The following is an 8,330-nucleotide window of genomic DNA, read 5'->3' as shown; positions in this document are numbered from 1 at the left end:
GCAAGGCCAGCGGGCAACGGGCAGTGGGCATCAGGCATCAGCAACGGGCAAGGGGCAAGGGGCAATGGGCAATGGGCAGCAGGCAGCAGGCAGCGGGGCCGACGGGTGATTCGTTTGTGACATCAGCTCCAAAGCGAGGCTACTGCCCCCATGCCGTCTCCTGGGCGGCGCCACCGCCACGCCACGCCGTCACCATCCGCCGTCCCCCACCCATCCGCGTCCCATCACCACCCGCCGGCCCATCACCACCCGCCGTCCCAACACCCACCCCGCCGCGCCATGGCCCACCCGAAGTCCCGTCACCCGTCCACTGCGCCTTCGCGGGGCCCGAGCCCGCCCGGCTCGCGCCCGAGCGACACGGGCCTAGAAAAAGTCAGTCTTGACTGGTTGTTTCGTAGGCCCCAGGCTGTTCGCGTGCCCCCCGCATCGACGCGTGTCCCCCAGCAGGAACGCAGCCGCGCCACCCAGGCCCGGCTGCTGGAGGCGACCGTCGACTGCCTGATCGAGCACGGCTGGTCCGGCACCACGACCACCGTCGTCGCGGCGCGGGCCGGTGTTTCCCGTGGGGCTCAGCTGCACCACTACCCGACGAAGGCGTCGCTGGTCACGGCCGCCGTGGCTCACCTGGCCGAGCGTCGGGCCGACGAGTTGCGCACCGAGGCCGAAGCGTTACCTGCTGGCCCACAACGGTTGGACCGGGTCGTCGACCTGCTCGCCGTGGCGTTCACCGGTCCGCTTTTCGTGGCCGCGCTTGAGCTCTGGGTCGCCGCCCGCACCGACCGGGAACTCCGCGACGCCCTGGTGCCGCTGGAGGCGACGGTCGGGCGGGAGATGCACCGGCTCACCGTCGCCCTGCTCGGCGTCGACGAGCGTCGACCCGGCGTCCGCGAAGCGGTGCAGGCCACCCTCGACCTGCTCCGCGGGCTCGGGGTGGCCAACCTGCTCAGCGACGACTCGGCCCGCCGGGCCGCCCTGCTGACCACCTGGAAGCGCCAGCTCACCACTCTGCTCACCCCCTGACCGCCGGCCGCACCGGCCCCCACCGACCGGAGGCACCATGGTCGACCTCAGCGACCTGCTCACGGACCTGGCCGACGAGTCCGCCCAGCTGGACGCCCTGGTGGCCACACTGCCCGCAGCCGACTGGGCGAGGCCGACCCCCGCGCCGGGCTGGAGCGTCGGGCATCAGATCGCACACCTCGCCTGGACCGACCACGTGGCACTGTTGGCCGCCACCGACGCGGAGGCGTTCTACGCGACGGTGACCTCCGCGCCGGACGTGACGCGGATGGTCGACGCGGGGGCCGAGGAGTTCCTGGCACCGCCGGCCGAGCTGCTCGCCCGCTGGCGGGCCGGACGAACCGCGCTCGTCGACGCGCTGGCCGCCGTTCCGGCCGGTGACAAACTGCCCTGGTACGGCACCCGGATGTCGGCCACCTCGATGGCCACCGCCCGGCTCATGGAGACCTGGGCACACGGCGGGGACGTCGCCGACGCCCTCGGCGTGGTCCGCCCCGACAGCGACCGGCTTCGGCACGTGGCGCACCTGGGCGTGCGTACCCTCGGGCACGGTTTCATCGCGCACGGCCGGGAGGCGCCGACGGCGCCGGTCCGGGTCGAGCTGGTCGGGCCCGGCGGCGACACGTGGAGCTGGGGCCCGGCGGACGCCGCCGACCGGGTCACCGGCCCGGCCCGGGACTTCTGCCAGCTGGTCACCCAGCGCCGACACCGTGCGGACCTCGCACTGGTCGCCACCGGGCCGGTCGCCGACGACTGGCTCGACGTGGCACAGGCCTTCGCCGGGCCGCCGGGTGACGGCCGCAAGCCGGCTGGCGGGAACGGGGTACGGGCATGATCCGTATCGGCAACGCCTCCGGCTTCTACGGCGACCGGTTCACCGCCTGGCGGGAGATGCTCGACGGCGGTGAGCTGGACGTGCTGACCGGCGACTACCTGGCCGAGTTGACCATGCTGATCCTGGCCCGGGATCGTCTCCGCGACAGCGACCTGGGCTACGCGAAGACGTTCCTGCGGCAACTGGAGACCTGCCTCGGCACCGCCCTCGACCGAGGGGTGCGGATCGTGACCAACGCCGGCGGGTTGAACCCGGCCGGCCTGGCCGCGGCCATCGAGAAGCTCGCCAACCGGCTCGGCCTGCCGGCCCGGATCGGATACGTCGAGGGCGACACGATCCAGCGGCCGGACGCGTTGAGCGCTAACGCCTACCTCGGCGCGTTCGGGATCGCCGCCTGCCTGGACGCGGGTGCCGACGTGGTGGTCACCGGCCGGGTCACCGACGCGTCGCTGGTGGTCGGCCCGGCCGTCGCCCGGTACGGGTGGGGCCGCGACGACCTCGACGAGCTGGCCGGGGCCACCGTCGCGGGGCACCTCGTCGAGTGCGGCGCACAGGTCACCGGCGGCAACTTCAGCTTCTTCACCGAACTGCCCGACGGCGGTCACCGGCCCGGGTTCCCGATCGTCGAGGTGCACTCCGACGGCTCGTCGGTGGTCACCAAGCATCCGGGCACCGGTGGCGCGGTCACCGTGGAGACGGTCACCGCCCAACTGCTCTACGAGATCGGCGGGCCGTCCTATCTCGGGCCGGACGTGGTCACCCGACTGGACACCGTGGCGCTGCACGCCGACGGGCCGGACCGGGTCCGGGTCTCCGGCGTACGGGGCACGCCGCCACCGCCAACCCTCAAGGTGGGCGTCAACAACCTCGGCGGCTTCCGCAACTCGATGACGTTCGTCCTCTGCGGTCTGCACATCGAGGCGAAGGCGGCACTGGTCCGGGGGCAGATCGAGGAGGCGGTGGGCGCTGACGGGCTGGAGTTCACGCTGGCCCGCACCGACCACGAGAACGCCGCCGACACCGAGGCGGCCAGCGCCCTGCTGCACGTACACCTGCGTGACGGCGACAAGACGCGGGCCGGTCGGGCGTTCTCGGCCGCCGCGGTGGAGTTGGCCCTGGCCTCGTACCCGGGCTGCACCCTGACCACGGTGCCCGGCGACGCGACACCCTACGGCGTCTTCACCGCCGACGCGGTGCCGCAGGACGCGGTGGCGCACGTCGCGGTGCTGCCCGGTGGCGAGCGGGTGCCGATCGCCCCGCCGATCCGCACCGCCCCCACAGCGCAGGACGAGCCCGCCTCGGGTGGCGAGGTGGCGGTCGACGGCCCGACCCGGCGCGGGGCGCTCGGCGAGGTGGTCGGCGCGCGCTCCGGGGACAAGGGCGGGGATGCCAACCTCGGTGTCTGGGCGCGTTCCGACGCCGGGTACGCCTGGCTGCGGGCCTGGCTGACAGTCGACCGGCTGGCCGAACTACTGCCGGAGACCGCGCCGCTGACCGTGCGGCGCTACGAGTTGTCGAACCTGCGCGCTGTCAACTTCGTGATCGAGGGCCTGCTCGGCGCGGGGGTGGCCGCGTCCACCCGGTTCGACCCACAGGCCAAGGCGCTCGGCGAACTGCTGCGCGCCCGGATCGTCGACCTTCCGGCCGACCTGTCGACGGAGGCGCCGTGAGCATCGTGGACACCCCGGAGCGCCGGCAACTGCGCGAACTGACCCGGGCGTTCGTGACCCGGGAGGTGTTGCCGCACCTGGACGACTGGGAGCGGGCCGGCGAGGTGCCCCGGGCGTTGCACGCGACCGCCGCGAAGCTCGGCCTGCTCGGCATCGGCTTCCCGGAGTCGGTCGGTGGCAGCGGCGGTGACCTCCTCGACTCGATCATCGTGACCGAGGAGCTGATCCGCTCCGGCGGCTCGTCCGGGCTGGTGGCGGCCCTGTTCACGCACGGGATCGCGTTGCCGCACATGGTCGCGACGGCCGGTGCCCGCACCGGCGGCTCGTTGGGCGGTCGGCTCGGCGGCACCGCGTCCCCAGCCGACGACAGCCTGATCGAGCGGTACGTCCGGCCCACCCTGTCCGGCACGATGATCGGGGCGCTGGCCATCACCGAGCCGGACGGCGGTTCGGACGTGGCGGGCATCCGCACCACCGCCCGCCGCGACGGCGACCACTACGTGGTGAACGGGTCGAAGACGTACATCACCAGCGGCCACCGGGCCGACTTCGTGACCACCGCCGTGTGTACCGACTTCCCCGGCAGCGGTGAACTCACCCTGCTGGTCATCGACAAGGGGTCGCCCGGGTTCACCGTGGGACGCCGGTTGGAGAAGTTGGGCTGGCACTGTTCGGACACCGCCGAGCTGTCCTTCGCTGACGTGCGGGTGCCGGTCGCCAACCGGATCGGCGCGGAGAACACCGGCTTCCTGGCGATCATGCAGCACTTCGCTGCGGAACGGCTGTCGCTGGCGACCCAGGCGTACGCGACCGCGCAGCGCTGCGTCGAGCTGGCGGTGCGTTGGTGCCGGGACCGGGAGACCTTCGGGCGTCCGCTGGCCAGCCGGCAGCTGATCAGGCATCGGTTGGCCGAGATGCACACCCGCGCCGAGGCGGCCCGGTCGTACGTGCACGACGTCGCCGCTCGGGTGGCTGCCGGCGAGCCGGTGGTGACCGAGGTGGCGATGGCCAAGAACATGGCGGTGGCCGCCTGCGACCACGTCGTCGACCAGGCGTTGCAGCTGCACGGCGGCTTCGGCTACCTGCGCGACGCCGAGGTGGAGCGGCACTACCGCGACGCGCGGATCCTCGGCATCGGCGGCGGCACCACCGAGATCATGAACGAGATCATCGCGAAGGGCATGGGCTTATGACGATCCTGGACAGCTCGGTTGACCCGTCCGCGCCCTCGTATGTGGCGAACCGGGCGGCGTTGCTGGAGCGGCTGGCCGAGTTGGACGCCGCGCTGGACCAGGCGCGGGCCGGTGGTGGCGAGAAGTACGTGACCCGGCACCACGCCCGCGGCAAGCTGCTCCCCCGGGAGCGGATCGAGCTGCTGGTGGACGCCGACAGTCCTTTCCTGGAGTTGTCGCCGGTCGCCGCGTACGGCTCGGACTTCCCCGTCGGAGCCAGCGTGGTCACCGGTATCGGGGTGGTCGAGGGCGTGGAGTGCCTGATCGTCGCGAACGATCCGACCGTACGCGGCGGCGCTGTCAATCCGTGGTCGCTGGCGAAGACCCGGCGGGCCGGCGAGATCGCGCTTGCCAACCGGCTGCCCATGGTCAACCTGGTCGAGTCGGCCGGGGCGGATCTGCCCACCCAGGCGGAGATCTTCATCCCCGGTGGTCGGGTGTTTCGTGACCTCACCCGGCTCTCGGCGGCGGGCATCCCCACTGTCAGCGTGGTCTTCGGCAACGCGACGGCCGGTGGCGCGTACGTGCCGGGGATGTCCGATCACGTGATCATGATTCGGGACCGGTCCCAGGTCTACCTGGCCGGTCCGCCGCTGGTGAAGATGGCGACCGGCGAGGTCACCGACGACGAGTCGTTGGGTGGCGCGGCGATGCACGCCGGCACGTCCGGGCTCGCCGATCACCTGGCCGCCGACGAGCGGGACGGCATCCGGCTGGCCCGGCAGTGTGTCCGCCGGCTGAACTGGCGTAAGCAGGGCCCGTCGCCGCGTACGGCGGTGCCGCAGCCGCCGAAGTACGACCCGGAGGAGTTGCTCGGCATCACCAGCGCCGACCTGAAGGTGCCGTTCGACCCCCGGGAGGTGCTGGCCCGGATCCTCGACGGCAGCGACTTCGACGAGTTCAAGCCGGCGTACGGGGACGCGCTGGTCACCGGTTGGGGCGAGCTGCACGGGTACCCGGTGGGGGTGCTGGCGAACGCCCGAGGGGTGCTGTTCAGCGCGGAGGCGCAGAAGGCGGCCCAGTTCATCCAGCTCGCGAACGCCTCGGACACCCCGTTGATCTTCTTGCAGAACACCACCGGCTACATGGTCGGCACCGAGTACGAGCAGCGCGGCATCATCAAGCACGGCGCCCTGATGATCAACGCGGTGTCGAACTCGACGGTGCCGCACCTGACGGTGAACCTGGGTGCCTCGTACGGGGCGGGCAACTACGGCATGTGCGGCCGGGCGTACGAGCCGAGGTTCCTGTTCACCTGGCCGAACGCGAAGTCGGCGGTGATGGGCCCGGCGCAGCTGGCGGGGGTGCTGTCCATCGTGGCCCGGCAGGCGGCTGCCGCCCGGGGGCGCGACTACGACGAGGAGTCCGACGCGGCGATGCGGATGATGGTCGAGCAGCAGATCGAGTCGCAGTCCGGGGCGCTCTTCCTCTCCGGCCGGCTCTACGACGACGGGGTGATCGATCCTCGGGACACCCGGACCGTCCTCGGGCTCTGCCTCTCGGCGATCCACAACGGACCCGTCAAGGGTGCCGACGGCTACGGCATCTTCCGGATGTGAGGGGTCAATCGATGATCGAACGCTTGCTCGTGGCCAACCGGGGCGAGATCGCCCGTCGGATCTTCGCCACCTGCCGTGCGATGGGCGTGCAGACCGTCGCCGTGCACTCGGACGCGGACGCCGACGCGCCGTTCGTGGCCGAGGCCGACCAGGCGGTCCGGCTGCCCGGGAACACGCCGGCCGAGACGTACCTGCGGGTGGATCTGATCCTGGACGCGGCCCGGCGCACCGGCGCGGACGCCGTCCATCCCGGTTACGGGTTTCTCGCCGAGAACGCCGAGTTCGCGGCGGCGGTGACCGATGCCGGCCTGACCTGGGTCGGGCCGCCGGCCAAGGTGATCGCCGCGATGGGCGACAAGCTGGCGGCGAAGGCGCTGCTCGCCGAGGCGGGCGTGCCGATGCTGCCCAGTTGGACCGACCCGGACGAGATCACGGACTTCCCGGTGCTGGTGAAGGCGTCGGCCGGCGGTGGCGGCCGGGGGATGCGGATCGTCCGGACCGCCGACGAGCTGGCCGAGGCGGTCGCCTCCGCGCGCCGCGAGGCGGCTGCCGCGTTCGGCGACGGCACTGTCTTCATCGAGCGGTACGTCGAGCGCGGCCGGCACGTCGAGGTGCAGATCTTCGGCGACACCCACGGTCGGGTGGTGGCGCTCGGCGACCGGGAATGCTCGATCCAGCGGCGGCACCAGAAGATCGTCGAGGAGGCACCGGCGGTCGTACCGGAGCGGGTGCGGACGGCGTTGCACGAGGCGGCGGTGGCGGCCGGGCGGGCGGTGGACTACCTGGGCGCGGGCACTGTGGAGTTCCTGCTCGCCCCGGGTGGCGAGTTCTTCTTCCTGGAGATGAACACCCGGCTCCAGGTGGAGCACCCGGTCACCGAGTTGTGCACCGGCCTGGATCTGGTGGGGTTGCAACTGCTCGTCGCCGAGGGTGGGCCGCTGCCGGCGGACCTTCCGGGGAGCACCGGGCACGCGATCGAGGTGCGCCTGTGCGCCGAGGACGCGGCGGCGGGGTGGCGGCCGGACACCGGGACGCTGCACCGGTTCAGCGTCGGCGCGGTGGTGACCGAGTTCGGTGGGCTGGCCGGGCCGGGGCTGCGGCTCGACTCGGGTGTGGTGGCCGGCTCGGTGGTCGGGGTGCACTACGACTCGATGCTCGCGAAGCTGATCGCCTGGGGTCGTACCCGGGCGGAGGCGACCCGGCTGCTGGCCGGCGCGCTGGCCCGGGCCGAGCTGCACGGGGTGACCACGAACCGGGACCTGCTGGTCCGGGTGCTGCGCAGCCCCGCGTTCGCCGCCGTGGAGATCGACACGGGTTTCCTGGACCGGCACCCTGAGGTCTTCGACCCGCTGCTCCCCACCGACCAGGTGCCGCTCACCGCCCTCGCCGCCGCGCTGTCGGGCGCGGCGCACCGTCGGGCGACCGCGCCGGTGCTGTCCGGGTTCCCCTCCGGGTGGCGCAACGTGCCCGCCGTCCCGCAGGTCACCCGCCTCGTCCAGTCGGACGGCCACGAGATCGAGGTCCGCTACCGCCTGGACCGGACCGGCCGGCTCGCGGACTGGGGCAGCACAGCCCCGGGCTCCGACGCCGCTGGGTCGGCGGACCCGCCGGCAGTGGCGCTGGTTCAGGCCGCAGCGGACCGGGTGGTGCTCGACGTCGACGGGGTTCGGCGCGGGTACCGCGTACACCGGGTGGGGTCGGCTGTCTTCGTGGACGGCCCGGACGGGGCGGCGAGCCTGACCGAGCTGCCGCGCCTTCCCCTGCCCACGACGGAAGTGGGTGCGGGGTCGCTGCTCGCGCCGCTGCCCGGCGCGGTGACCCGGGTGCACGTCCAGGTCGGCCAGCGGGTCAGGGCCGGCGATCCGCTGCTCACGTTGGAAGCGATGAAGCTGGAACATCCCGTGCTCGCCCCGATCGACGGTGTGGTCGCCGAGTTGCCGGTGCCGACCGGTGGTCAGGTGCAGGCGGGCGCAGTGCTGGCCGTCATCGACAGCTCCCCCGCATCCGCCGATCT

6 protein-coding genes are annotated in these 8,330 nt (G+C 72.7%); all 6 read left to right on the top strand.

The genetic code is table 11. The annotated features are described in order from the left end of the window. The first annotated feature begins 414 nt into the window (after positions 1-414). On the top strand, positions 415-1,020 hold the full coding sequence (locus KBX53_RS13880; RefSeq protein WP_210859630.1) for a TetR/AcrR family transcriptional regulator: 606 nt from the start codon (positions 415-417) through the stop codon (positions 1,018-1,020). Between the two features lie 37 nt (positions 1,021-1,057). Beyond that, on the top strand, positions 1,058-1,855 hold the full coding sequence (locus KBX53_RS13875; protein ID WP_210859628.1) for a TIGR03084 family metal-binding protein: 798 nt from the start codon (positions 1,058-1,060) through the stop codon (positions 1,853-1,855). Continuing rightward, positions 1,852-3,525, top strand: a complete 1,674-nt coding sequence (locus KBX53_RS13870; RefSeq protein ID WP_210859626.1) for an acyclic terpene utilization AtuA family protein — start codon at positions 1,852-1,854, stop codon at positions 3,523-3,525. Before KBX53_RS13875 ends, KBX53_RS13870 begins: the two co-directional genes overlap by 4 nt. After that, positions 3,522-4,718, top strand: a complete 1,197-nt coding sequence (locus tag KBX53_RS13865; protein ID WP_210859624.1) for an acyl-CoA dehydrogenase family protein — start codon at positions 3,522-3,524, stop codon at positions 4,716-4,718. The genes KBX53_RS13870 and KBX53_RS13865 overlap by 4 nt, the downstream gene beginning before the upstream one ends. Next, positions 4,715-6,316 carry an acyl-CoA carboxylase subunit beta gene (locus KBX53_RS13860; RefSeq protein WP_030328048.1) on the top strand — a complete coding sequence of 534 codons (1,602 nt, stop codon included), beginning with the start codon at positions 4,715-4,717 and terminating at the stop codon, positions 6,314-6,316. Before KBX53_RS13865 ends, KBX53_RS13860 begins: the two co-directional genes overlap by 4 nt. An 11-nt stretch (positions 6,317-6,327) precedes the next feature. Continuing rightward, on the top strand, positions 6,328-8,330 hold a 2,003-nt coding region (locus tag KBX53_RS13855), incomplete at its 3' end, for a biotin carboxylase N-terminal domain-containing protein (RefSeq protein ID WP_210859621.1).

It is taken from the genome of Micromonospora sp. M51 (assembly GCF_018070305.1).
In the GTDB taxonomy this organism is placed as follows: domain Bacteria; phylum Actinomycetota; class Actinomycetes; order Mycobacteriales; family Micromonosporaceae; genus Micromonospora; species Micromonospora parva.
This window is presented reverse-complemented; position numbering and strand designations above follow the sequence as displayed.